The 22,321-nt window shown below is 75.4% G+C and carries 19 protein-coding genes, 5 tRNA genes and 1 pseudogene; 10 read left to right on the forward strand and 15 right to left on the reverse strand.

Annotation, left to right across the window (positions count from 1 at the left end; translation table 11 throughout):
• Positions 1-13: 13 nt before the first annotated feature.
• Together OU787_RS04480 and OU787_RS04485 are read right to left on the reverse strand one after the other, a co-directional pair.
• Positions 14-832, reverse strand: coding sequence for an aminotransferase class IV (locus tag OU787_RS04480; RefSeq protein WP_268658605.1), 819 nt, complete (start codon positions 830-832; stop codon positions 14-16).
• Positions 829-1,872: a chorismate-binding protein gene (locus OU787_RS04485; protein WP_268661802.1), complete on the reverse strand. Its 1,044-nt coding sequence runs from the start codon at positions 1,870-1,872 to the stop codon at positions 829-831. Before OU787_RS04485 ends, OU787_RS04480 begins: the two co-directional genes overlap by 4 nt.
• Positions 1,873-2,229: 357 nt before the next feature.
• On the opposite strand from OU787_RS04485, the gene OU787_RS04490 reads away from it, so the two are divergent.
• The 5 genes from OU787_RS04490 (at position 2,230) to OU787_RS04510 (ending at position 2,743) form a co-directional block, all read left to right on the forward strand.
• A tRNA-Gly gene (locus OU787_RS04490) sits at positions 2,230-2,302 on the forward strand.
• A 43-nt stretch (positions 2,303-2,345) separates the two neighbouring features.
• Positions 2,346-2,416 (forward strand) — tRNA-Cys (locus tag OU787_RS04495).
• A gap of 39 nt (positions 2,417-2,455) precedes the next feature.
• Positions 2,456-2,527 (forward strand) — tRNA-Val (locus OU787_RS04500).
• 34 nt (positions 2,528-2,561) lie between these two features.
• Positions 2,562-2,633: transfer RNA gene (locus OU787_RS04505), tRNA-Val, on the forward strand.
• A 35-nt stretch (positions 2,634-2,668) separates the two neighbouring features.
• Positions 2,669-2,743 (forward strand) — tRNA-Val (locus OU787_RS04510).
• A 244-nt stretch (positions 2,744-2,987) separates the two neighbouring features.
• Here the strand turns inward: OU787_RS04510 and OU787_RS04515 are convergent.
• On the reverse strand, positions 2,988-3,164 hold the full coding sequence (locus tag OU787_RS04515) for a hypothetical protein (protein ID WP_157852248.1): 177 nt from the start codon (positions 3,162-3,164) through the stop codon (positions 2,988-2,990).
• A gap of 563 nt (positions 3,165-3,727) precedes the next feature.
• Here OU787_RS04515 and OU787_RS04520 point away from each other — a divergent pair.
• Complete coding sequence (locus OU787_RS04520; RefSeq protein WP_268658606.1) at positions 3,728-5,053, forward strand: serine/threonine-protein kinase; 1,326 nt, start codon at positions 3,728-3,730, stop codon at positions 5,051-5,053.
• Positions 5,050-5,673, forward strand: a complete 624-nt coding sequence (locus OU787_RS04525) for a hypothetical protein (protein ID WP_268658607.1) — start codon at positions 5,050-5,052, stop codon at positions 5,671-5,673. Before OU787_RS04520 ends, OU787_RS04525 begins: the two co-directional genes overlap by 4 nt.
• Positions 5,674-5,689: 16 nt before the next feature.
• Here the strand turns inward: OU787_RS04525 and OU787_RS04530 are convergent, their stop codons facing one another.
• Complete coding sequence (locus OU787_RS04530; RefSeq protein ID WP_268658608.1) at positions 5,690-7,138, reverse strand: hypothetical protein; 1,449 nt, start codon at positions 7,136-7,138, stop codon at positions 5,690-5,692.
• Positions 7,139-7,153: 15 nt separating this feature from the next.
• Entirely contained in the window at positions 7,154-7,717 is a 564-nt protein-coding gene (locus OU787_RS04535) for a GNAT family N-acetyltransferase (protein WP_268658609.1), read from the reverse strand.
• A 70-nt stretch (positions 7,718-7,787) separates the two neighbouring features.
• Here OU787_RS04535 and OU787_RS04540 point away from each other — a divergent pair, with 70 nt between their 5' ends.
• Positions 7,788-8,345, forward strand: a complete 558-nt coding sequence (locus tag OU787_RS04540) for a hypothetical protein (RefSeq protein ID WP_268658610.1) — start codon at positions 7,788-7,790, stop codon at positions 8,343-8,345.
• A 175-nt stretch (positions 8,346-8,520) separates the two neighbouring features.
• A complete protein-coding gene (locus tag OU787_RS04545; protein WP_030462916.1) occupies positions 8,521-8,895 on the forward strand; it encodes a hypothetical protein in 375 nt (124 codons plus the stop codon).
• 82 nt (positions 8,896-8,977) lie between these two features.
• On the opposite strand, the gene OU787_RS04550 is transcribed toward OU787_RS04545, so the two are convergent.
• Both OU787_RS04550 and OU787_RS04555 read right to left on the reverse strand, forming a co-directional pair.
• Entirely contained in the window at positions 8,978-9,781 is an 804-nt protein-coding gene (locus OU787_RS04550) for a TrmH family RNA methyltransferase (protein ID WP_268658611.1), read from the reverse strand.
• A gap of 65 nt (positions 9,782-9,846) precedes the next feature.
• Positions 9,847-10,356, reverse strand: coding sequence for a MarR family winged helix-turn-helix transcriptional regulator (locus OU787_RS04555; RefSeq protein WP_268658612.1), 510 nt, complete (start codon positions 10,354-10,356; stop codon positions 9,847-9,849).
• On the opposite strand from OU787_RS04555, the gene OU787_RS04560 reads away from it, so the two are divergent.
• Positions 10,276-10,680 carry a DUF6790 family protein gene (locus OU787_RS04560; RefSeq protein ID WP_327059451.1) on the forward strand — a complete coding sequence of 135 codons (405 nt, stop codon included), beginning with the start codon at positions 10,276-10,278 and terminating at the stop codon, positions 10,678-10,680. The genes OU787_RS04555 and OU787_RS04560 overlap by 81 nt on opposite strands.
• Before the next feature lie 88 nt (positions 10,681-10,768).
• Here OU787_RS04560 and cobA read toward each other — a convergent pair whose 3' ends face one another.
• The 8 genes and pseudogenes from cobA to OU787_RS04600 all read right to left on the reverse strand — a co-directional run bounded on the left by cobA (position 10,769) and on the right by OU787_RS04600 (position 22,157).
• Complete coding sequence (gene cobA / locus OU787_RS04565; RefSeq protein ID WP_051817531.1) at positions 10,769-12,001, reverse strand: uroporphyrinogen-III C-methyltransferase; 1,233 nt, start codon at positions 11,999-12,001, stop codon at positions 10,769-10,771.
• A gap of 198 nt (positions 12,002-12,199) precedes the next feature.
• Positions 12,200-15,738, reverse strand: a pseudogene (gene cobT / locus OU787_RS04570) (nicotinate-nucleotide--dimethylbenzimidazole phosphoribosyltransferase).
• A 636-nt stretch (positions 15,739-16,374) separates the two neighbouring features.
• Positions 16,375-17,613, reverse strand: a complete 1,239-nt coding sequence (gene cbiE, locus OU787_RS04575) for a precorrin-6y C5,15-methyltransferase (decarboxylating) subunit CbiE (protein ID WP_268658614.1) — start codon at positions 17,611-17,613, stop codon at positions 16,375-16,377.
• A gap of 165 nt (positions 17,614-17,778) precedes the next feature.
• Entirely contained in the window at positions 17,779-18,405 is a 627-nt protein-coding gene (locus OU787_RS04580) for a GNAT family N-acetyltransferase (RefSeq protein WP_030462910.1), read from the reverse strand.
• Positions 18,406-18,549: 144 nt separating this feature from the next.
• A complete protein-coding gene (locus OU787_RS04585) occupies positions 18,550-19,386 on the reverse strand; it encodes a MetQ/NlpA family ABC transporter substrate-binding protein (RefSeq protein WP_030462909.1) in 837 nt (278 codons plus the stop codon).
• 75 nt (positions 19,387-19,461) lie between these two features.
• The gene (locus OU787_RS04590; RefSeq protein WP_030462908.1) at positions 19,462-20,202 is read right to left on the reverse strand and encodes a methionine ABC transporter permease; all 741 of its coding nucleotides are present in this window, start codon (positions 20,200-20,202) and stop codon (positions 19,462-19,464) included.
• A complete protein-coding gene (locus tag OU787_RS04595; RefSeq protein ID WP_030462907.1) occupies positions 20,199-21,239 on the reverse strand; it encodes a methionine ABC transporter ATP-binding protein in 1,041 nt (346 codons plus the stop codon). The genes OU787_RS04590 and OU787_RS04595 overlap by 4 nt, the downstream gene beginning before the upstream one ends.
• 423 nt (positions 21,240-21,662) lie before the next feature.
• Complete coding sequence (locus tag OU787_RS04600; RefSeq protein ID WP_030462906.1) at positions 21,663-22,157, reverse strand: GNAT family N-acetyltransferase; 495 nt, start codon at positions 22,155-22,157, stop codon at positions 21,663-21,665.
• Positions 22,158-22,321 lie beyond the last annotated feature (164 nt).

Genomic DNA, 22,321 nt, shown 5'->3' on the forward strand with positions numbered 1-22,321 from the left:
CTGCCGCCGGTGTTCAGACCGGGTCGCGGTCCTGGGCGGCGCGTTCGGCGAAGACCTCCATGGCCTTGCGGGTGACCGGGCCGACGCCGGGGAGTTCGCGGTCGTCGATCCGGGTGACGGCCTGGACGTCGCGGAGGGTGGAGGTCAGGAAGACCTCCTCGGCTTCGGCGAGGGCCTCGATCGGGACGTCGGCCTCCTCGGCGCCGGTCCAGTCGACGACCAGGTGGCGGGTGATGCCGGCCAGGCAGCCGGAGGCGAGGGTGGGGGTGAGCAGGCGGCCGTCGAGGACCAGGAAGACGTTGGAGCCGGTGCCCTCGCAGAGCAGGCCGGCGGTGTTGGCGAGGAGGGCCTCGCTGGCGCCGGCCCGGTGGGCGGCGGCGAGGGCGACGACGTTCTCGGCGTAGGAGGTGGTCTTGAGGCCGGTGACGGCGGAGTGCTCGTTGCGGCGCCAGGGGACGGTGACGACCGCGGTGGTCTCGGGGCGGGGGTGGGCGCTGCCGAAGGCGACGACCAGGCTGGGGGCGGCGGTGCCGCGTTCGGAGCCGAGCGGGGAGGTGCCGCCGGTGTAGGTGATGCGCAGGCGGCCGAGCGGCAGCGACTTGGCGGCGAGGACGGCGGCGCAGGCTTCGCGGACCAGGTCGTGGTCGGGGTCGGGGAGGCCGAGGCCGCGGGCGGAGCGGGTGAGGCGGTCGAGGTGCCGGGTGAGGGCGAAGAGTTCGCCGTGCTCGGCCTTGACGGTTTCGAAGACGCCGTCGCCGACGGTGAGTCCGTGGTCGAGGACGGGGAGTGCGGCGGTGTCCTCGGTGCTGAGGGTTCCGTTGACCCAGATCATCGGCGGCTTGCTCCTTCGGGTGTTTCGGGGGTGCCGGTGGAGGCTATCGCCACCAGTCGGGCGGCTTTGAGCTCGGTTTCCCGCCATTCGCGGTCGGGGTCGGAGTCCCAGGTGATGCCGGCGCCGGTGCCGAACTTGAGGACGGGGGCGCCGGTGGCGGGGCGTTCGATCCAGAAGGAGCGGATGCCGACGGCGAGTTCGGCCTCGCCGCGGTCGGCGTCGACCCAGCCGACGGCGCCGCAGTAGGGGCCGCGGGGGGCGGTCTCCAGGGCGTCGATGATCCGCAGGGCGCTGCTCTTGGGGGCGCCGGTGACGGATCCGGGCGGGAAGGTGGCGGCGAAGAGCTCGGGCCAGCCGGCGTCGGGGCGCAGGGTGCCCTCGACGGTGGAGACCAGGTGGACCAGGCCGGGGTGCTTCTCGACGGCGCAGAGGTCGGGGACGGTGACGGTGCCGGTCCCGCAGACCCGGCCGAGGTCGTTGCGGACCAGGTCGACGATCATCACGTTCTCGGCGTGGTCCTTGTCGAGCAGGTCGTGCTCGGTGCGGCCGGTGCCCTTGATCGGGCCGGAGCGGACGGTGCGGCCGCGGCGGGCGAGGTAGAGCTCGGGGGAGGCGGTGGCGATCTCGACGCCGTGCTCGGGGAGGCGGATCGTTCCTGCGTACGGCGCGGGGTTGTGGGCGGCGAGCAGGCCGGTGAGGGCGTCGATGTCGGTGCGGGCGGGGTCGGGCAGCCGGGCGCTCAACACCCGGCAGAGGTTGGCCTGGTAGACCTCGCCGGCGGCGATGTGCTCGCGGATCCGGCGGACTCCGGCCCGGTAGGCGTCGGCGTCGAGGGAGCTGTGCCAGGCGGTGGGGGCGGGGCCCTGCCAGCGGGCGGTGGCGGGCGGGGCCGGGTCGGGGCGGACGTCGGCGAACCGGGCGCAGGTGAGGCGGCCCTCGAAGTCGTGGGCGACGGCCCAGAAACCGCCGCGGTCGAGGACGGCCGGGTCGTGGCCGACTTCGCGCAGTCCGGTGGCGAGGCGGCCGGCGAAGCGGGCCATCGGCTGGTCGGGGCTGAGGGGGGCGGTGCGGCCGGACACGGTTCTCCTGCGCGGATTTCGGTGCTGCCCGCCGGCGGCGCCGGGCCGGGCGCCCGGCGGGACCGGCCGGGCGGGGCCTGGTGGCGGCGCCGGTCCGCGCGGGCGCGGGACGGGCCCCGGGGGATCGCCCCGGTACCGGAAAGTCTAGGTCGGGGGCCTGGGAGAACGCCCGGGCCGGGCGGGGCGGTTCGGCATGCGGCGGCCACCCCCGCGCCACGCTGCGGGAACGGATTTTTCAGCTGGGCCGGGAATCCGCTAGAGTTCAACACGTCGCCAGGGAGCGCAGCCGGGAAAACCGGAAAGCACCCGGGCCGACAGGCGGACGTGGCTCAGTTGGTAGAGCATCACCTTGCCAAGGTGAGGGTCGCGAGTTCGAATCTCGTCGTCCGCTCGATGGAGAACGGGTAAGATCGTTCTTCAGAAGTGAGTTGCCTGGTGGAGTGGCCGAGAGGCGAGGCAACGGCCTGCAAAGCCGTGTACACGGGTTCAAATCCCGTCTCCACCTCAAAGAGGTGCCGTCCGGTTCCGACCGGAGGCCCTCCCCGCGCGATTAGCTCAGCGGGAGAGCACTACCTTGACACGGTAGGGGTCACTGGTTCAATCCCAGTATCGCGCACTGGTCTTCGGATCCCGGTCCTTCGGATCGACCCGCGCGATTAGCTCAGCGGGAGAGCACTACCTTGACACGGTAGGGGTCACTGGTTCAATCCCAGTATCGCGCACTCAGGCTTCCCAGCAGGGGATTCCTGGCGCACCCGCGCGATTAGCTCAGCGGGAGAGCACTACCTTGACACGGTAGGGGTCACTGGTTCAATCCCAGTATCGCGCACCACGGTTGAGAGCCGCAGTCCGTCCGGACTGCGGCTCTCGGCGTTTCTGCGCGTTTCTGCCGTTGCGCGGGAGACGACCCGCGGGCCGTTGCGGGAACGACCGGTGGCCGGGAACGGCACGCCCTCACCGACGTGTCGTTCCCGGCCATCGGGTGGGCCGGAGCTGCAGCCTGTGCCACTCACTTGAGTCCGTCCACGACTGTGAGGGCGGCTCCGGCCGGCGAAGACCCCCACCCCATGAGGGGGTCAGCGCCCGATCAGGTCGGCGACCGCTCTGGTCTGGGTCGCCAATTGGTCCCACGCTCCGAACAGGGCCAGCAGCAGGACCGCGCAGGGCAGGACGATGGCGAGGGCGACGACCGGGTGCCGGGTCTCCGTGGCGGGGAGGTGGCGGCGGCGAAGGGCTCTGGTGAGCGGTGCCATGGTGTGCGGGCTCCTGCCGGGCTGGGTGCTGCGGGTCGGGTTCGGAGGGGGTGGGACGGGTGGTGCGGTCTGGCAGCGGGGGCGGGTTCTCGGGGGACGAGCGGGCCCGCCCTCGCTGTGGACAACCGTATGGCGGGGTGGGTGTCCGGGTCGTCATGCCCGCGTACCGTTCCGATCGCCTCCGCTGGGATGAGGCGTGGTGCGGCGGCCTACTCCTGGAGGCGGAGACCGGTGCGCGGGTACCCCTAGACCACCCTGGGGGCGCCCCCTGGGGGTCGGCTCGATCGGCGGCGGAGCCCGGGTTCTGACGGGGCGTGAACGGCGGGCGCCGGGCGGTTCGGGCACGGATCGCAGCCGGTGGCGGGCGGGGTCCGGGCGTCCGGGGACGGAGCGTACGGCACCAATCCGACAATCCGACCGGCGGTTCGCGTGTTGCGTGTCGACGCGGGGCCACCACCTGTCCGTAAGCTGTCCCGAGACGGTTGCCTGACGATGCCCCACATCCGACGGGGCCTCATCCCACAAGCTGACGGAACGGGAACGGGTACGGGCAGATGGCAATGATGCGGCTGAGGCGTGAGGACCCCCGCATCGTCGGCCCGTACCGGCTGCACCGGCGGCTGGGCGCCGGCGGGATGGGCGTGGTGTACCTCGGCTCCGACCGCAAGGGGCAGCGGGTCGCGCTGAAGCTGATCCGCGCCGAGCTGGCCGAGGACGCCGAGTTCCGCACCCGGTTCGCCCGGGAGATCGCCGCCGCCTCCCGGATCCGCGGCGGGTGCACGGCCCGGGTGGTCGGCTCCGACATCGAGACCGAACGGCCCTGGCTGGCCACCGCGTACGTGCCCGGGCCCTCGCTGTACAAGCAGGTCTCCGAGGAGGGGCCGCTGGCCTGGCCGGACGCCGCCCGGATCGGCTCGGCGCTGGCCGACGGGCTGGTGAAGGTGCACGAGGCCGGGGTGGTGCACCGGGACCTCAAGCCGTCGAACATCCTGCTCTCCCCCAAGGGCCCGCGGATCATCGACTTCGGCATCGCCTGGTCGCGCGGCGCCTCCACGCTCACCCACGTCGGCACCGCGGTCGGCTCGCCCGGCTTCCTGGCGCCCGAGCAGGTGCGCGGCGCGGCCGTCACGCCCGCCACCGACGTGTTCGCGTTCGGGGCGACGGTGGCCTTCGCGCTGACCGGGGAGTCGCCGTTCGGGTCCGGCGCCTCCTCCGAGGTGATGCTGTACCGGGTGGTGCACGAGGAGCCCGACCTGACCGGCATCCCGCCGGTGCTGGCACCGCTGGTGCGCGCCTGCCTGGCCAAGGAGCCGTCCGAGCGCCCGCCGGCCGCGGCGCTGCACGAGCGGTTGAGCGAGCTCGCGGCGCGCGGCGGCGGCCGGGCCGGGCGGAGCGGCGGCGCCGCCGTCCGGGCCGACGAGGCGCACGCGCCCGCCGCGCCGCCCGCCGACGGCCCCGCGGAGGGCGCTCCCCCGGCCCGCCGGGCGGCTGCCGGTGCGGCGCCCGGCGCGGTGCGGCGGCCGGAGGGGCGGCCCGACGGGGTGCGCGGCGCGGCGGGCGGGCGGCCCGAGCCGGTGCGCGGCGCGGCCGCGGGCGTCCGGCCGGTGGCGGCGAAGGCGGACGGGGCGGCCGGGCCCGGCGGGCGGGCGGTGGCCGCGCCCGCGATGCCCCGGCAGGACGCGGCCCGTCCGGAGACCCGCGGCCCGGGGCCGCGGCGTCCGGTCCGGGACGGCGACACCGTCCGGGAGCGCCGCCCGGCGGCCGGGGCCGGGCGCACCCCCGTGCCCGGCCGGGACCGCACTCCCCGCCCGGGCGCGCCCCGCACACCCTGGGCGGGCGGCCGACGCCCCGTCAGCGGCTGCTGCGGCAGCGGCTGGTGGTGTTCGTGACGGTCACCCTGGGCGTGGCGCTGGCCATCGCCGTCGCGCAGGGCTGCCAGAACCGCGAGGCGCAGGGCCTGGGCCCGCAGCCCGGCGCGGTGGTGTCCGGCGGCCCGGGGGCGCCGAGTGCCGGGACGACGCTGTCCGTGGACGGCGTGAACGCCACCGGGCACAGCGACACCGGGCTCGCCCCCTCCTTCGGCAGCCCGCCGCAGGTCGACTGGCCCAACCTCAGCTACCCCGACCCGTCCGGCGGCCCGGCGATCCGGCTGCGCGACGGGCGCTCCACCGAGAACGGCCCGCCGATCTCGCTCTCCGCGGTGCTGCCCGCCCGCTACCGGGACGCGCAGGCCGCGCTGGTGGTGCTGCGCCGGCTGGAGGGCGCGGTGCCGGTCGACCTGGTCCAGCTGTACGGCTTCACCGGCGGCTCCCCCGTGCTGCTCGCCGACCGGGCCTCGGCGGCCAATCCGGAGGCGGGCGCGGTGTGGCGGGTGGAGAACGGCGCGCTGATCCGCGAGGAGCGGGTCGACCGGACCGGCGCGGTCTCTTCCACCCGGTACACGGTCCGGGCGGACGGGGGGCTGGAGGAGTCCTGGCCGGGTTCGGGCGTCTCGGGCTCGGCGGACTGACCGGCCCCGGGCGGGTTCACAGGCCGGCGGCGTCCAGGACCGCGCGCATCTCCTCGACCGGGAGGGCCGGGTTCGCGGCGGCGGAGCGGGCGACGTGCTCGCACGGGTCGGCGAGCAGGGCGCGCAGGGTGGCCGGGGTGAGGCGGGGGTGGCTCGCGGTGGTGCGGCGGACCGGCTCCTCGGGGTCGGCGGCGAGGCGTTCCAGCAGGGCAGCGGGCAACTCGGGTTCGCGCAGGGCGAGTTGGCGCATCCGGGGGTCCGGGTCGGTGGCGAGGCGGCGGAGGGTTTCGACGGGCAGCGGGTACCTGTCGGCGGGGCGCCAGTGCATCCGTTTGGCCGGGCGGTGCTCGCGGTCGAGGCGTTCGGCGGTGACCGGGTCGATCGGGTCAGGGCTGCTCGCGGCGGCGGCCAGCGCGACCTCGTTGTCCGGGTCGGCGAGCAGCCGGGCGCGGGCCTCGGCGGACAGGTCGGGCGAGGCGGCGGCGGCCCGGCGGAAGGCCGGGTGGGGCGAGTCGAGGTGCGGCAGCGGGTCGGCGGTGACCCAGGGCAGCTGGAGCATCCGGAGCTCGATCCGGACCCCGATGTGGTCGATCTCCAGCTCGATGGCGGTCTCCTCGTCCACGTCCTCGCCGGGTGGTTCGAACGGGCCGGTGACCGAGTCGTGGAGGGCGGCGCGGTCGGCGGCGGGGGTGTCGGGGCGGGCGAGGACGGCGAGGCGGACCAGGGCGCGGGGGTCGGCGGCGAGGCGGGCCCGGGTGTCGGCGGGCAGGTCGGGGTGGGCGGCGAGGGCGCGGCGGACGTCCGGGTCGGGGTCGGCGGCGAGGCTGCGGGCGGTGTCGGCGTCCAGGGTGCAGTGCGGGACGGCTCCGGCCCGGGTGAGCGGGTCGGCGAGCAGGGCGGGGACGAGGTCGGCGGGCGGGACGGGGTGCGGCAGGCGGCGGAAGTACCTGGCGCAGGCGGCGGCGCGGACGCTGCCCTCGGGGTCGGTGAGCAGGGTGCGGCGGACGGGCTCGGGCGCGTCGGTCCACCACTGGGCGAGGGCGGCGCGGACCTTCGGGTCGGGGTCGTGGACGAGGCGGGCGCGCAGGTCGGCGGGGGTGCGGGCGGACTCGGCGAGTTCCTTGCGGACCTCGGGGGCCGGGTCGGCGGCGAGTCGTTCGAGGAGTTCGCGGTTCTCGGGGGTGGTGCCGTCGGCGAGGTCGGCGTTGTGGACCAGGGAGATCCGGACCCACACGTCGGGGTGGTCGGTGAGGCGGCGGCGCACGGCGGCCGGCAGGCGCTGTTTGAGGGCGACGGAGGCCGGCACGTGTGCGAGCAGCCGGGCGACCTGGGGTTCCGTCAGGTCCTGGCGGCCCGCGAGGGTGCGGCGGCTGCCGGGGTGGGCGAGCAGGCGGTCGACCAGGTCGGCGGGCAGGGCCGGGTTCGCGGCCAGGCCGGCCAGGGTCTCGTACGGGACGTCGGGCACGGGGGTGGGGCTCCTTCAGCCGGTGGTGAGGCGGGTGCGGGCGGCGGGCCAGTCGGTGGCGGTCAGGGTGTACTGGAGCAGGCCGTGCGGCGGGGCGGCGGGGTCGGCGGGGCGGGCGCCGAGGCGGGTGACGGCTTGGCGGGAGCGGGTGTTGGCGGCGTCGACGCGCCAGCGGATCTCGGTGAAGCCGAGGGTGTCGAAGGCGTGGGCCATCAGCAGGAGCTTGGTCTCGCGGTTGGCGCCGGTGCGCCACCAGCGGCGGCCGAACCAGGTGCCGCCGATCTCGATCCGGCCGGTGACGGTGTCCCAGCCGTGCAGGTTGGTGGTGCCGATCGCACGGCCCGCGGCGCGGTCGAGGACGGCGAGCGGGAGGCGGTGGCCGCGGGCGGCGTCGGCGAGGCGGGCGGCGACGATCGCGTGCAGGTCGTCCTCGGTCTGCGGGGTGGGGGCGCTCAGGTGGCGCCAGACCTCTTCGTCCCGGCCGGAGGCTTCGAACAGCGCGGGGACGTGGGCGGCGGTGAGCGGTTCGAGCCGCACCCGGCGGCCCTCCAGGACGACGGCTGTCGGTGCGGTCGGCATGGCCGGGACGCTACCGGACGGGGGCGAACGGTGGTGACGGCTTGTCAGTAGTCGGCGGCAGCATGTGCGCATGATGTGGACGACCGACGCGATGCACGTCGCGTACTGCCAGTACTTCCTGTACGGGCCGGAGCTGCCGGCCGGCTGGGACGCGCACGCGCTGGACCGGCTGTTCCACGGGAACGGGGTGGCTGCGGGCTGTCCCGACCACCTGACGGTGCTGTGCGGCACGCACACCGGGCTGATCCGGCTGGGGGTGGAGCGCTGCGCGCAGCGGCCGCCGGAGCCGGGGGCGGAGTGGGAGAGCGCGGTGGAGCTGTCGCTGTACAGCAGCGGTGAGCTGCGGTTGCGCGCCTGGGACGGGGTGGACGTCGACGGGGCGGGGAACCTGGCGCACGCCGGGCGCGGCTGGTACCGGGTGCGGGTGCAGACCCGGGGGCGGGACCGGGGGCGGGAGGCCGACACGGCGGCCCGGCCGGTCGAGGAGCACCGGTTGACGGTGTGGCCCGCTCCCCCGGCGCCCGATCTGGTGCTGCGGGTCGGCGACCTGACGGGCCGTCGGCACCACGATCCGCGGCGGCCGGCGCCGCAGCCGATCCGGCCTCCGGCGGCGCGCCGGGCGGCGTGACGGGGGCAGCGTGACGGTGGTGGTGGGCAGGGGGGCGAGCGCGGCATGTCGATGATCACACCGCGCTGTTCGCCGGAGTGCCCGGCGCGGGTGGGCCCGTCGGCCGCCGGATAATGGTGCGCACCGTGGGCCGGTGGCGGCGGCGGTGGACGGTGATCCGGGAGGTGCGGGAGCGATGGCCCTGGTGGAGGGACAGCGTGTCAGGCTGGTCGAGGACCTGGCGCTGGGCGGGGCGTCCGCCGGGGAGGACGGCCCGCTGGTGGGCGTGCTGCTGCTGGGTGCGGGCGTGGAGGGCACGGTGGTGCGGGTGACCGGCGAGTTGCCGCCGCCCGGGGAGGTCCGCGAGTACGAGCGGCTGCGGGCCCTGTTCGAGGACTACGGGCACACCATGCCCGCGGAGAGCCTGCGCCGGCTGGAGGCGCAGTTGGCCGAACTGGAGCCGCACTGGCGGGAGTTCGAGGCGCGGGGCCCGCTGTCCTCGGTCCGGGTGCGGTTCGACAACGGGTTCGTGCTGGACGACGCGGACGGGGCGGTGTTCGCCGCCCTCTGACCGCGTCCGCCGGCTGTGGCTGCCGCCCGGGCCCGCCGGCTGCGTCGAACGGCCCGTGCCCCGGCTGCGTCGAACGGCCCGGTCAGCCGTGGTTGACGGCGTAGAAGGCGATCGCGGCGGCGGCGCCGACGTTCAGCGAGTCGATGCCGTGGGCCATCGGGATCCGCACCCGCTGGTCCGCGGCCGCGAGGGCCTTCGGGGTGAGGCCGTCGCCCTCGGCGCCGAGCATCAACGCGGCCCTGGGGAGCAGGTGCGGGCGGGCCGCGGTGAAGTCCTCCGCGCCGGAGGGCGTCAGCGCCAGCAGTTCGAACCCCGCCTCCCGCACCGCGCCGAGCGCCGCCGGCCAGGGGTCGAGCCGCGCGTACGGGACGGAGAAGACGGCGCCCATCGAGGTCTTGACGGCCCGCCGGTACAGCGGGTCCGCGCAGTCCGGCGAGAGCAGCACGGCGTCCATGCCGAGCGCGGCGGCGGAGCGGAAGATCGCCCCGAGGTTGGTGTGGTCGACCAGGCCCTCCAGGACGGCGACCCGGCGGGCCCCGGCGAGCACCTCGGCGGCGGTGGGCAGCGGCTTGCGCTCCATCGAGGCGAGCGCGCCGCGGTGCACGTGGTAGCCCGTCACCTGCTCGGCGAGGGCCGGTTCGACCAGGTGGACGGGGGCGTCCGCCTCGGCGATCACGTCCCCCATCACGCCCAGCCACTTGGCGGTCAGCAGCATCGAGCGCATCCGGTACCCGGCGGCCAGCGCCCGCCGGATCACCTTCTCCCCCTCGGCGATGAACAGCCCCTCGGCGGGCTCCCGGCGGCGTCGCAGTTCGACGTCGGTCAGGTCGGTGTAGTCGCTCAGCCGGGGGTCGGCGGCGTCGGTGACGGTGAGTGGCTCGGACACCGGACGATTTTCGCACGTCGCGGGTGGCCCGCCGGGACGGGAGCGGACGGTGGGCGGCCGGAAACTCAGTCCGGCTCCGGAGCCGCGGCCGCGCGGCGCGGCGGTGCGGGGGTGAGCAGGGCGGCGAGCCGGTGGGTGTCCGCGAGGTACTGCTCGTAGGGGAAGCCGGCTGCCAGCAGGGCGACGCGGAACTCCTCCTCCAGCGGCTTGCCCTCGGCCAGGAAGGCGGCCTGGCCGGCCGGGGTGAGGGTGACCAGGCGGCGGCGCCGGTGGGCGGGGTCGACGTCGACCGCGACGTACCCCTCGGCCTCCAGCGGGCGCAGGGCGCGGCTGACGGCGGGGTCGGACAGGGCGAGGGCCTCGGCGAGCCGGTGCTGGGTGGCGGGTTGGATCTCCTCGAGGGTGCCCAGCAGCCGGAGTTGGCTGTCGGAGAGGCGCCGGTCGGGGCCGGAGCGGCGGCGGAGGTCTGGCAGCGCTGGTGGGCCGTCGGCGCCCTGGGCTTCGGCGGCCTCTGGGTCGCGGTCGCGTTCCTGGCCACCCCGTCCGGCATGGCCGACGCCATCGGGTTCGCGCACTCGCCGTTCCAGTTCGAGATCGCCTGCGCCAACATCGGCTTCGCCCTGCTGGGCTTCCGCGCCGCGTCGGCCTCCCCCCGCGAACGCCTCACCAGCGGGCTGGCGGCGGCCGCGTTCCTGTGGGGGGCGGCGGGCGGGCACCTCCACCAGTGGTTCGCCCACGGCGACCACGCCGCCGGGAACACCGGCGGCATCCTGGCCAACGACCTGCTGATCCCCGCCGTCATGATCGCCCTGGCCGCCCGGGACCTGCGCCGCGAGGCCCGCGCGGCCCGCAGCGCCGATGACACCCGCACCGCCCGCACCGCCCGTCCGGCGGTCTGAGCGCGGCGGTCGGTCCTACGACGAAGGGGAACGGCCCGTCCGGAGCGACGGCCGTTCCCCTTCTCTTGCCTGCCCGTCCGGCTAGGGCCTAGGAGCCCAGGACGTGGACCACCTCGCCGATGACGATGACGGCCGGGGGCTTGATGCCCTCGGCGGCTACGGTCTCGCCGACGGTGGCGAGGGTCGCGTCGACGCGGCGCTGGGTGGCGGTGGTGCCCTCCTGGACGACCGCGACGGGCGTGTCGGCGGCGCGGCCGTGGGCGATCAGCTCGGCGGCGATCGCGCCGATCTTGTCGACGGCCATCAGCAGGACCAGGGTGCCGGTCATCCCGGCGACGGCCGCCCAGTTGGTGAGGGAGCGGTCGCCGGGGCCGACGTGGCCGGAGATGACGGTGAACTCGTGGGTCAGGCCGCGGTGGGTGACCGGGACGCCGGCCGCCGCGGGGACGCTGATCGAGGACGAGATGCCGGGGACGACGGTGACCGGGACGCCCGCCTCGACGCAGGCGAGCAGTTCCTCGCCGCCGCGGCCGAAGACGTACGGGTCGCCGCCCTTGAGCCGGACCACGAACTTGCCCGCCTTGGCGTGCTCGATGAGCGTGTTGTTGATCGCCTCCTGCGCCATGTACCGGCCGTAGGGGATCTTGGACGCGTCGATCACCTCGACGTGCGGGGGCAGTTCGGCGAGCAGTTCGCGCGGGGCGAGCCGGTCGGCGACCACCACGTCGGCGTCGGCGAGCAGGCGGCGGCCGCGGACGGTGATCAGGTCGGGGTCGCCGGGCCCGCCGCCGACCAGCGCGACGCCCGCGTCCCGGGCCCGGTACTGGCGGGCGGCCAGCGAGCCGTCCCGCAGGCCGGCCACGATGGAGTCGCGCAGCGCGGCGGAGTGCCGCGGGTCGCCGGTGAGGACGGCGACGGTGGCGCCGGAGTCGTGGCCGGAGGCGGGCGTCCAGGCGGTGGCGGCGGAGGCGTCGTCGCTGCGCGAGCAGAACACCCGCAGGCGGTCGGCCTCGGCGGAGACGGCGGTGTTGACGGCCGGGTCGTCGGTGGCGACCAAGGCGTACCAGGTGTCGGCGAGGTCGCCGTCCGCGTACGGGCGCTGGTGCCAGGTGAGTTCACCGGCGTCGGCCATCGCGGAGACCGCGGGGGTGGTGGCCGGGGATATCAGGTGGATGTCGGCGCCGGCGGCGATCAGCGCGGGCAGCCGGCGCTGGGCGACCTGTCCGCCGCCGACCACCACGACGCGGCGGCCGGTGAGCAGCAGCCCGACGGGGTACGGGGTGAGGCCCTGGGTGGACGGGTGGGGGGTGGGCGCGGTCATGAGGGGAGCTCCTTGGGCGGGCGGTGCGGGGAGCCCCGTACCGGCGCGCCCTTGAGCCGGTACGGGTTCGGCGGGCGGCCGCCCCCTCGCACTGCGGGGGCGGCCGGCGCCGGACGGTGGTCGGACCTTCTCGGTGAACCTGGCGATCGGGTCTTCTCGGTGACCCCGGTGGTCGGACCTTCTCGGTGACCCCGGTGGTCAGGCCTTCTCGGTGACTCCGGCGGAGTCGAAGGTGGCTACATCGTGCATCGCCCGGGCCGCGCTCTGCACCAGCGGGAGGGCCAGCAGGGCGCCGGTGCCCTCGCCGAGCCGCAGGTCGAGGTCGATCAGCGGGCGCAGGCCGAGCTTGGCGAGCGCGGTCTGGTGGCCGGGTTCGGCGGAGCGGTGCCCGGCGATGCAGGCGGCCAGCGCCTCGGGGGCGATCGCCTTGGCGACCAGGGCCGCCGAGCCGGCGATCACGCCGTCCAGGATCACCGGGACGCGCAGCGAGGCCGCGCCGAGCAGGAACCCGGCGATCGCGGCGTGCTCCAGGCCGCCGACGGCCGACAGCACGCCGATCGGGTCGGCCGGGTCGGGCTTGTGCAGGTCGAGGGCCTGCCGGATCACCTCGACCTTGCGGGCGTGGGTCTCGTCGTCGATGCCGGTGCCGCGGCCGGTGACCTCGGCCGGGTCGGTCTCGGTGAAGACCGAGATCAGCGCGGCGGAGGCGGTGGTGTTGGCGATGCCCATGTCGCCGGTGATCAGCACCTTGTTGCCGGCCGCGACCAGGTCGCGGGCGGTCTCGATGCCGACCTCGATCGCGCGCAGCGCCTCGTCCCGGCTCATCGCCGGGCCCTGCGTCATGTCGTCGGTGCCGGGCTTGACCTTGCGCGGCAGCAGGCCGGTGGTGCGGCCCTGCTGGATGGCGTCCGGGAGTTCGGCGGCCACGCCGACGTCCACCACGCACACCTCGGTGCCGACCTGGGCGGCGAAGGCGTTGACCACCGCGCCGCCGGCCAGGAAGTTGCCGACCATCTGCGCGGTGACCTCCTGCGGCCACGGGGTGACGCCCTGGGCGTGCACGCCGTGGTCGCCCGCGAAGATCGCCACGCAGCCGGGCTCCGGGACCGGCGGCGGGCACTGCCGGGCCAGGCCGGACAGCTGGGCCGCGATCAGTTCCAGCACGCCGAGCGAACCGGCGGGCTTGGTCATCCGCTTCTGCCGGTCCCACGCCTCGCCGAGCGCCTTCGCGTCCAGCGGACGGATCCCGCGCAGGGTGTCGGGCAGCAGGTCGTGCGGCTCCTCGCCGGGCAGCGCGCGGTTGCCGTACTGCTCCTCGTGCACCACCCAGGACAGCGGCCGCTTCTTCGCCCAGCCCTGCTGCTGCAGCTCCGGCTCGTCCGGGAACGCGTCCACGTAGCCGACGCACAGGTAGGCGACGACCTCCAGGTGCTCGGGCAGGCCGAGCTCGCGGACCAGCTCCTCGTCGTCGAAGAAGCTCACCCAGCCGACGCCCAGTCCCTCGGCGCGGGCCGCCAGCCACAGGTTCTCCACGGCCAGCGCGGCCGAGTACGGGGCCATCTGCGGCTGGGTGTGCCGGCCCAGGGTGTGCCGGCCGCCGCGGGTGCGGTCGGCGGTCACCACGATGTTGACGGGCGTCTCGAGGATCGCCTCGATCTTGATTTCCTTGAACTGCTTCGCCCGGCCCTTGGGCAGCGAGTCCGCGTACGCCTCGCGCTGACGCGCCGCCAGCTCGTGCATCTTCCGGCGGGTCTTCGCGGAACGGATCACCACGAAGTCCCACGGCTGCGAGTAGCCGACGCTCGGCGCGGTGTGCGCCGCCTCCAGCACCCGGATCAGCACCTCGTGCGGGATCGCGTCCGACCGGAAGCCGTTGCGCACGTCGCGCCGCTCCCGGATCACCTGGTGCACGGCCTCCCGCCCGGCCTCGTCGTACCCGGGCGCGGCGGGCGGGCGCTCCTCCTCCGCGACCTCCTCGACGGCCTCTTCCGCGGCTGCTTCGACGGCCTCCTCGGCGGCTTCGACCGCTGCGTCCGCGGGCTCTTCGGCGGCCGCCTCCGCGGTCTGCTCGGTGGCGGCTGCCGCCGCGGGCTCTTCGACGGTTGCGGACTCGGCCCCGGGCTCGGCTCCGGGGGCGCTCTCGACGGCCTCGGCGGGCTCGACGGCCGTGGGCTGCTCGGCGGCGGCTTCCGGCTGGGGCTCGGCCACCGGCACGGCCTCCGGCTGCGGGGCCTCGGCCTCGGCGGCGGGGGCCTGCGCGGCGGCTCGGCCGCCGGTTCCGCAACGGCCTCGGCGGCGACGGGGGCCTCGGCGGCGACGGGCGCCTGCGCGGGCTCGACGGCCGCGGGCTGCTCGGCGGCGGCTTCCGGCTGGGCCTCGGCCACCGGCGCGGCCTCCGGCTGCGGGGCCTCGGCGGCCTGCGCGGCCTCGGGCTCCAGCAGCGGCAGTCCGGCGGGCGCCGCGAGGAACGCGGAGATCCGCCGGTGCGCGCCCCGTCCGGACGACTTCGCGGCCGGGGCGGGGATCGGCTCCGCGGCGGCCTCGCCGCTCACCGTCTCCGCGTCCGCCACCGGGACGGCCTCGGGCTGCGCGGCCTCGACGGCCACCGGCTGCTCGGCCGACGGCGCGTCAACTGCCGCCGCAGCGGCGGCGGGCGCAGCGGCCTCGGGCTGCGCCTGCGACGGCGCGGGGGCCGCCTCGGCCTCGGCCACCACGGCCTCGGCGGCAGGCTCGGCGGCCTCAGCAGTCTCCGTGGCCTCCGTCGCCTCGACGGCCGGAACGACCTCGGCAACCTCGACGGCCCCGGCGGGCTCAACGGCCCCGGCGGCCTCCGCCACCGGCGCGGCCTGCTGCTCGACCGGCGCGGTCGGCTCGGCGGGCGCGGTCGGCTCGGCCGACTCGGCCGGTTCGACGAACACCGGCGCCAGGTTCGCGGCGGGCGCGGCCCCGGCGACCACCGGCTGCTCGACGGCGGCCGGTTCGGCGACGGGCCCGGCCACCACGGCCACGGCCTCCGCCACAGCCTCGGCCGCGGCTTCCACCGCGACGGGCTGCTCGGCGACGGGCTGCTCCGCGACGACCGCGGGCGCCTCAGCGGCGGCCTCCACCACCTGCGGCTGCACGGGCGCGGGCGCGGGCGCCGCCTGCTGGGCCGGTACCTGCGAAGCGAGGGGCTGCGGGGCCTGCGCCTGTACCTGCGCCTGCGCCTGCTGCACCGTTTCGGCGGTCAGCACCGGCACCCCGTACGCGGGCGTGCCGCCGGGCGCGGACGGGCCGCGGTCGGCGAGCGAGCGGACCGGGACGTGACCGGTCATCAGCGACGGGTCGGGGATCGGCGGCCCGGCGTGCAGCGGACGGCGCGGCTGCGGCGGCACCGGCTGCTGCACGGCGGCGGGTGCCGCGGCGACTGCGGGTGCGGCGGCCGCGGGCTGCGCCTGCGGGGCGCCGAGGTGCAGGGTGCCGTTCCCGGCGGCCTCCTCGGCCCCGGCGGGCGCGGTCGGCGCGGCGGGCGTGAGCGGCGTCGGCTCGACGGGCGGGGCGACGGTGAGGAGCGGGGGTTCGAGCGGCGGCCAGGACGGCGCGACCGGGGTGCCGGGCGGCTGTTCCCCGCCGACCGGCACGTCCGCGCCCGGAATCGTGCCCGGAACCGCGCTCGCACCGGCGACCGGCTCGGCCGGCTCGACCGCCTCGACGGTGCCGTGCACGGCGTCGCCCCAGGCGGTCTGCGGGCCGGGCATCAGCAGGACGTCGTCCTCCTCGTCGCCGTCGGGCTGGTCGAGGAAGGTGTACGCGGGCCGCTGCTGGTCGCCGTGCCAGGCCCCGGCGGGCGCGGCGGGCTGGAGGGGCGCGCCGAGGTGGTGCTCCGGGACGGGTCCGCCGGGCCCGGGTTCGGGCGCGAGGGGACCGGCACTGGGGGCGTGGCCGCCGTCGGTCATGTCAATGCTCCTTCCAGGCCGCTTGCGCGTCCTCGGCGAGGTCCCCGGAGGCCCCGCCCACTTCGCCGGAACGGAACCGCACCGACCCGTCCCTTACTCCATCGGCCGTCACCCGCACGGGTGGCGTGCCATCAGAAACAACGACGGCCCCGGGCAACCGGCACGACGGCGCGGCCGCTCCGGACCCTCACGGCATTCTTCCGGGCGGGTGCGCACCACGTCGAATGCCCGCGAAGCGGGCCGTTCGGGTTGCAACGCGTCAAATCGCCGCGAACCGTGCCGGATCGGACACGGTGCTGCTTCGACGGGCTGGTCCCCCGGGGAAACCCTACCGGCCGTGGCCGGGCCGATCTCGAAACCCTGTCCGGATGCGACGGGGATCACCGTACCGCCGGGGGCCGACCGTCCGCGGGGGTGTCCACGGGGTGTCCGCGGGGGTCAGTCGTGCGGTTCGCCCCAGATCAGCAGGGTGTAGTCGCCGCGTCCGAAGGAGGGTCCGGCGCCGGCGGCCTGTTCGGCGCGCAGGGGGGCGGACTGGAGCAGCAGGCCGTCGGTGCGGTAGCTGGCGGCGTCCAGGATCCGGCGGGTCTCGCCGGCTTCGGCGAGGGTGCGGGCGACGGCGACCACGCGGCCGGGCTTGCGGGCGGCGACGGCGCGGACCATGGCGGGGCCGCCCTGCTCGACGGCGACGGCGTCGGGTTCGGGGAGGGCGCCGAGGACTTCGGGGCCGGTGCCGGCGGCGGTCTCGACCTCGACGCCGGCCTTGCGGGCGTTGGCGGAGATCCGGGCGCAGTCGGCGGGTTCGGTCTCGACGGCGACCACGGCGGCGCCGAACCGGGCGGCCTCGACGGCGAGCGCGCCGTCCCCGGCGCCGACGGTCCACAGCAGGTCGCCGGGCGCGGGGGCGAGCCGGGCCAGGGCCAGCGCGCGGACGTGCGGCGGGAGTGCGCGGGGGCGCCGGGCGTCGGCGTCCGCTCCGGCGTACGCCCGGTTGGGGAGCGCCCAGCCGCGCTGCGGGCCGGGGTGGTCGAGCGGGCGGCCGGCCAGCCAGCCGGAGGCGGCCTCGGCGGGCGGGACGTTGCCGATCACCAGGACGACGGAGGGGTCGCGCCAGTCGTGGTCGGGGACGCGTTCGGAGGTGAGGACGGTGACGTCCTCCTCGGAGGTGCCGAGGGCCTCGCAGACCACGAAGGTGCGGGGGACGCCGCGCAGCATCAGGGCGAGTTCGCTGGGGCCGGCGCCGCCGGTGGTGAGGACGGCGACCTTGGGGTGGGCGCGGCAGACGTTGGCGGCGCGGCGCAGCCGTCCGCCGTGCGCGGAGACCACCTGGGCGTCCTCCCAGGCCATGCCGGCCCGGGCGAAGGCGGTGGCCACCGAGGAGACGGCGGGCAGGACTTCGAGTTCGAGGCCGTACTCGGGGCGGCGCAGGGTGCGCACGACGCCGAAGAAGCCGGGGTCGCCCTCGGCGACGACGACGGCGGTGCCGCGGTGGTCGGCGATCCTCCGGGCGGCGGCCCGCAGGTCGGCGAGGCCGATGCGTTCGGCGCGTTCGGGGACGGGGAGGGCGTCGAGCTGGTAGCCCGCCCCGGCGACCAGGGTGGCTCCGGCGAGTGCGCCGGCGGCGGCCTGGGTCAGTGGGGTGCCGTCCCACCCGATGACCGTGATCCGGTCAGCCATCTGCGGCCGCTCTCCCTCATGCCGTGTTCCGCCCCTGGTGGGGTGCGCCGCGGGCGCGCCCCTGGGGCAGAGGCTACCGCCTGTCCGGGGTGGTGCGGAGCCGAGGCGCGCGCCGGGGCGTGAACAACGGGCGTACGGACGTGCGGGCTCCGCGGGGGACGGGTTTCAGTGCCGCAGCGCGTGGTAGCGGTCGTCGGGGTGGGCGGGTTCGGGCGGGTCGAGGTCCTCGGGGAGCAGGCTCCACACGATCAGGTCGGTGTGCTCCTCGGGCCCGGGGCCCCATTCGCCGCCGCGGACTATGGCGGCGTTGCGCAGCACGCCCTCGCTGATCGCGCCGGTCTTCTGGGCGACCTGCTGGGCGGCGGTGTTGCCGGCGGCGGTGCGCAGTTCGAGGCGCTGGAAGCCGCGGTCCTCGAACAGCCACTGGGCGGTGCCGAGGACGGCCTCGGGCGCGTAGCCCTCGCCGCGGGCCCAGGGGGCGGTGACGAAGCGGACCTCGGTGGCGCGCAGGTGCCAGTCGGTGCGGTCGAGTTCGAGCAGGCCGACGAGGCGCTGGGTGAGGTGTTCGGTGACGGCGAAAACGATTCCGCGCCCCCGGGCGCGCCGCTCGGGCGCCCGACGGGTGATCAGCTCGTGCGCGTCGGCCGGGCGGTAGGGGCGGGGGTGGCCGGTCCAGGTCTGGACGAGTTCGTCGTCGAGCATGGCGGCCAGTCCGGGGGCGTCCTGCTCCTCAAGGGCGCGCAGCAGCAGCCGTTCGGTGCTGATGGCTGTCTCGGGGAAGTTCGCAACCATGCCGTCTCTCCTCGCCGGGTCGTGGACACACCGTACGCCCCGCCCTTCGTCGGGCGTGCCAGCGTACCCGCTCCGTACCTCACGGCTCGTCAGCACGGTGCCCCCGGCGGGGAGGCCGGGGGCACCGCGGTGTCAACGGGTCGGTCAGAACGCCGGGATGACGGCGCCCTGGAAGGTGTCGTCGATGTACTTCTTCACCTCGGCGGAGTGCAGCAGCTCGGCGAGCTTCTGCACCCGCGGGTCGCTCTCGTGGCCCTTCTTGACGGCGAGGATGTTGGCGTAGGGGTTGCCCTCGGCCTTCTCCAGCACCAGCGCGTCGGTGGCGGGCTTGAGGTTGGCGCCCAGCGCGTAGTTGCCGTTGATGACGGCGGCGTCGACGTCGTCGAGGGCGCGCGGCAGCTGGGCCGCCTCCAGCTCCTTGAACTTGAGGTTCTTCGGGTTGCCGGAGATGTCCTGGACGGTGGCGGTGGTGCCGGCGCCGGACTTGAGGGTGATGACGTTGTTGTCGGCGAGCAGCTTGAGCGCCCGGCCCTCGTTGGTGGCGTCGCTGGGGACGGCGACCTGGGCGCCGTCCTTGAGCTCGGCGACGCTCTTGACCTTCTTGGAGTAGACGCCGAGCGGCTCCAGGTGGACGGCCTCGACGGAGACGATGTCGGTGCCGTTCTTCTTGTTGAAGTCGTCGAGGTAGGGCTGGTGCTGGAAGTAGTTCGCGTCCGCGGAGCCGTCCTGGACCGAGGTGTTGGGGGTCACGTAGTCGCTGACCTCCTTGATGTCCAGCTTGAGCCCGGCCTTGGCCGCCAGGTTGTCCTGCACGAACTTGAGGATCTGCGCGTGCGGGGTGGGGCTGGCGGCGACCACCAGGGGCTTGTTCGGGTCGGCGGAGGCGCCGGAGCCGGAGGAGCCCGAGGAGCAGGCGGCGAGGGTGAGCGCGAGGCCGGCGGCGGTGGCGGTCAGGGCGGTGGTCTTCAGAACGTTACGCACGAAAAGTGCCTTTCTGCGGGGTGCGAACGGCCCTGGTGGGGCCGGGGTGCCCGTCCGGTGGTGCGGGACGGGGAGTCAGTGCGAGGAGAGCAGGTCCTCCTCGGTGTCCTCCGGCTTCGCCGTGGCGGAGCGGAAGAAGCTGAGCGGGCTGCGGTAGTCGCCGCGGTGCGAGAGCCGCCGGGCGGCGAGGTCGCCGAGCAGCTGGATCGCGGTGACGATGATCACGAGTTCGGCGACGATCACCCACATGAAGGTGGTCTCGAAGCGCTGGTAGCCGTAGCGGATGGCGAGGTCGCCGAGTCCGCCGCCGCCGACCGTGCCGGCCATCGCGGAGTAGCCGATCAGCGCGATCACCGTGGTGGTGGCGGAGGCGACCAGCGAGGGCAGCGCCTCGGGCAGCAGGGTCTTGCGGACGATGGTGCCGGTGCTCGCGCCCATCGACTTGAGCGCCTCGACCAGGCCGCCGTCCACCTCGCGCACGGAGGTCTCCACCAGCCGGGCGAAGAACGGGATCGCGCCGATCGCCAGCGGCACGCTGGCGGCCTGCCAGCCGAGCGAGGTGCCCATGAGCAGCTTGGTGAACGGGATCACCGCGACGATCAGGATGACGAACGGGATGGAGCGCCCGATGTTGACGACCGCGCCGAGCACCCGGCTGACCGCGAGGTTCTGCAGCAGGCCGCCCTTGTCGGTGAGGACCAGCAGCAGCCCGATCGGCAGGCCGATCACCAGGGTGGCGAGTCCGGCGATGCCGACCATGCCGAGGGTCTCCCGGGTGGCGGGCCACAGCAGTTCCTGCATCTGGTCCCAGGTCATGCGGCCGCTCCGTTCGACGGGTCGAGGACGTCCACCTGGAGTCCCTGTTGGCGCAGGTAGCCGATCGGCACCACGTTGTCGGTGTGGCTGCCGGGCAGTTCGACCCGCATCCGGCCGACCAGGCGGCCGGCGATGGTCTCGACGGCCGCGCCGAGGATGTTGATGTCGATCTGGTAGGTGCGGGCCAGCTGGGAGACGAACGGCTGGGCGGGCGCGTCGCCCTGGAAGGTGATCTCCAGGACGGTGTGCTCGCCCTCCTCCGGTGTCGCGGTGCGGATGCCGAGGTCGCCGAGCGGGAAGAGGTCCCGGGCGATCCGGGAGTGGCCGTCGGCGAGCAGGTCGGTGAGCCGGCCGCTCTCGACCACCCGGCCGCCGCGCATCAGGGCGGCCGAGTCGCAGACCGACTTGATGACGTCCATCTCGTGGGTGATCAGCAGGACGGTCAGGCCGAGCTGCTGGTTGAGTTCGCGCAGCAGTTTGAGGATGGAGCGGGTGGTCTCCGGGTCGAGGGCGCTGGTGGCCTCGTCGGAGAGCAGCACCTTGGGGTCGCCGGCCAGGGCGCGGGCGATGCCGACGCGCTGCTTCTGGCCGCCGGACAGCTGGTCGGGGTACTGCCGGGCCTTGTCGGCCAGGCCGACCAGGTCGAGCAGTTCGGCGGCCTTGCGGCGGCGTTCGCGCCGGTCCAGGCCGATGATCTCCAGCGGGAGTTCGACGTTCTGCTGGACGGTGCGCGAGGACAGCAGGTTGAAGTGCTGGAACACCATGCCGATCCGCTGCCGGGCCTCGCGCAGTTCGCGTCCGGCGCGCTCGCGGCCGCCGGACAGCGCGGTCAGTTCCAGGCCGTCGACGGTGACGGTGCCGGAGGTGGGCCGCTCCAGCAGGTTGACGCACCGGATCAGGGTGGACTTGCCGGCGCCGCTGGTGCCGACGACCCCGAACACCTCGCCCTGCCGCACGTGCAGGTCGACGTCGTCCAGTGCCCGGACCTCGCGGTCTCCCGAGCGGTAGACCTTGGTCAGGCCCTTGGTGGTGATCACAGCTGCTTCCGTGTTCGTCGGCGGACGGCCGTGGGGACGTCCGCGCCAGTGGCGGGACGGGCACGCGGGTGCCCGGGAAGATGGGGCTGCCGGCTTCGTTCCGATCATGTCCGCCGGCCGGCCGGGCCGCCCGTGGGCGTGGCCCTAACGAGTCATCAGCGGACGGGGCGTCAGCGGGCGCCGGGCGCAGGCCCTCAGCGGCGACACATTCGACGGCCGCACATGCGCGACTCACCTGCCGGCGTCGCGCCGGTGGGGATGCATGTCGTCGTCGTGGTCATGGAACCCAGTAAATCAGACATTTGGTCTACGTCCCAATTCCCGGGACGCGCTGTCCGCATTGCGGACACGACCCTTGCGGCACAAGCCCCGCGGCGCCCGACCCCTCGTTCGGGTCGGGCGCCGCGGGCTGGACGGTCGCGCTCAGGCGGCCAGGGTGGTCGCCACCGGCTTGGCCAGCGTCACGATCGACAGCCGGCGGGAGACCTCGCGCACCTCGGTCTCGCGGTAGCCGAGCTTGCGGTACAGCCGCAGGTTGCCCAGGCTGCGGTGGCCGGTGAACAGCTCGAAGCCGCCCGTGGCGCCGTCCTCGGCCAGCTGCGCCTCCAGACCCTCCAGCAGGCGGCGGCCCAGGCCGTGCCGCTGCATCCGCGGGTGCACCACCAGCCGGCCGATCCGGCCGACGCCGTCGGCGTCCACCCAGCCGCGGACGCTGCCCACCACCTCGTCGCCGAGCCGGGCCACCAGGAACCGGTGCTCGGACAGCTCGGCCCGCAGGCTCTCCAGGGTCTGGGTCAGCGGCTCCAGCGTCCAGTCGCTGTACAGCTCCGCCTCGCTCTGGTAGCTGAGGTATTGGAGCTTGAGGATCTGCTCCGCCTCTTCCGGTCGTGCCGCTGCGATGATCACACTCATGCCCATGTGCGGGGGCCTCCATCGTTAAGTGCCCGGCGCGTGCGAGTGAGGGTCTGGCACCGGTTCTTGTCCGAGGTGTGCCCGGACGGGGATCTGCCCGGCCCGGGAAAAGCGCGACGCGCCCCGCCGGACGGTGGCCCGGACAGCCGGAACTGACACGCTCACGCTCA

The sequence above is a fragment of the Kitasatospora sp. YST-16 genome, assembly GCF_026802215.1.
GTDB classification, from domain to species: Bacteria; Actinomycetota; Actinomycetes; order Streptomycetales; family Streptomycetaceae; genus Kitasatospora; species Kitasatospora cineracea.